The sequence below is a fragment of the Herbaspirillum lusitanum P6-12 genome (genome assembly GCF_000256565.1).
GTDB lineage: Bacteria > Pseudomonadota > Gammaproteobacteria > Burkholderiales > Burkholderiaceae_D > Herbaspirillum > Herbaspirillum lusitanum.
The window spans coordinates 1-1882 of sequence record NZ_AJHH01000427.1; the positions used below are offsets into that span (position 1 = coordinate 1).

Annotated in this window: 2 protein-coding genes and 1 pseudogene; all 3 read left to right on the plus strand. The window is 61.7% G+C overall.

The window, feature by feature from the left end; genetic code table 11:
- Positions 1 to 566: pseudogene (locus HLUSI_RS0113690) on the plus strand (class I SAM-dependent RNA methyltransferase); the annotation flags it as partial.
- 134 nt (positions 567 to 700) lie between these two features.
- Entirely contained in the window at positions 701 to 1123 is a 423-nt protein-coding gene (locus HLUSI_RS0113695) for a DoxX family protein (protein WP_016834509.1), read from the plus strand.
- A 67-nt stretch (positions 1124 to 1190) separates the two neighbouring features.
- Positions 1191 to 1882, plus strand: a 692-nt coding sequence (locus tag HLUSI_RS28655) for a dioxygenase family protein (RefSeq protein ID WP_083830953.1), incomplete at its 3' end; no start/stop codon positions are given.

The window sequence follows — 1882 nt, forward strand, 5'->3', positions numbered from 1 at the left end:
ACGGGGGCGCGCGCCGCCGTTTCGCGTTTGAAAAATTCGACAACTTCGACGCCGAAGCGTGGCTGGCGATCAAGGGCGACTTCAAGCCGAATCCATTGCCGACCGTACCGACGATTTTCGGCAGCGATATTTCCGGCGACATGGTCAACATCGCACGCAGCAACCTGCGCAAGGCCGGCATTCAGTTCGACGTGCCTCTCAAACAGATCGAAGCGCAGGAAGTCAAACCGCCGGTGGACGCAGAAGGCAATCCGACCATCGGCATCATGCTGACCAACCCACCCTATGGCGAGCGTCTGAGCGTGCGCGGCGATGCCGCCGTGCCGACCGATGAGCTGTTCGTCGCCTTCTTCAGCGCCTTCGGCACCACGCTCAAGCAGCGCTTCGCCGGCTGGAGCGTGTTCCTGTTCTCGGCCGACCTCGGGCTGCCGAAATTGTTGCGCCTGAAGGAAGCTCGCAAGACGCCGTTCTTCAACGGCGCGCTGGAATGCCGTTTGTTCCGCTTCGACATGGTGGAAGGCTTCAATCGCCGCGAGGCAGCCAAACCCAAGCCGGAAGGGGCATAAGCAAGCACGGCGGGATGATTGTCAACGTCACCGAAACAATTCATCCCGCTGCGACGTATTTATCCCAGACTCGCTTTTACTTACAGTTGCTCCCATCGAGGCCAATCGTGGCCTCATTCATTTTGGGAGCCGCCATGACCACTACCATCCTCAACACCAAGGCCGACTACGCCGCTTTCCTGCTGCGCGTCACCTCGGGCCTGTTCTTCCTGGCGCACGCCGCGATGAAGATTTTCGTCTTCACGCTGCCCGGCACTGCCGCGTTCTTTGAGTCGCTGGGCTTGCCCGGTTTCCTCGCGTATCTGATCATCCTGCTGGAAGTAATCGGCGGCATCGCCCTGGTGATCGGTTTCTACGGCGACCTGCTGGCCATTCCCCTTGCGATCGATCTGGCCGGCGCCATCTTTACGGTGCATGGCAAGAACGGCTTCTTCTTCAGCAACCCCAAGGGCGGCTGGGAATACCTGGCCATGTGGATCGTTGCCTTGATCGCGGTCTATCTGCTCGGCAACGGCGCGTTCGCCGTCAAGCGCAAGAGTCTGAACAACGCTGCATAATCCTTATCCTGAAACCCTTGCGAGGCTAACCCCCTCGCAGGTTTCTTCCCTTTTCCGGAGTACTGCCATGCCTACCGCACTGCCATCGCTTTTCGTTTCTCACGGGTCGCCCATGCTGGCGGTGGAACCCGGCAGGACCGGGCCGCTGTTGCGCAGCATCGGCGCAAGCCTGCCGACGCCGAAAGCCATCGTGATCGTCTCGCCGCACTGGGAAACCCAGACGCCGCGCGTCGGCAGCCTGGCAAAGCAACGCGTGATCCACGACTTCGGCGGTTTTCCGCAAGCGTTGTACGAGCTCGGTTATCCGGCCTCCGGTTCGCCGGAACTGGCCGAACGCGTCGCCGGCCTGCTGCAGGAGGCAGGACTGCATGCGCAAACCGACGACGGCTGGGGCCTCGATCACGGCGCCTGGGTGCCGCTGCGCTACCTGTATCCGCAAGCCGATATCCCGGTGCTGCAATTGTCGCTACAGCCGCATCAGCCGCCGGCCTATCACTACCGCATCGGCCAGTTGCTGGCGCCGCTGGCGAAGGAAGGCATCCTGCTGATCGGCTCGGGCAGCTTCACGCATAACCTGCGCGAACTGCGCCGCAACGATGCGGATGCCACGCTTGGCGCGGACAGCGCTCCGCACACGATGGAGTTCCTCCAATGGTTCCTGACGCAAATGCAGCGCGGCAATCTGGAAGCGCTGCTGGGCTATCGCGAATCGGCGCCGCATTCATACAGCGCTTCGCTGCCGAAGGTGATCGCCACGAT

Excerpts from the sequence above, each read along its gene's own strand:
- HLUSI_RS0113695 (WP_016834509.1), top strand. The coding sequence starts at position 701 with ATGACCACTACCATCCTCAACACCAAGGCCGACTACGCCGCTTTCCTG.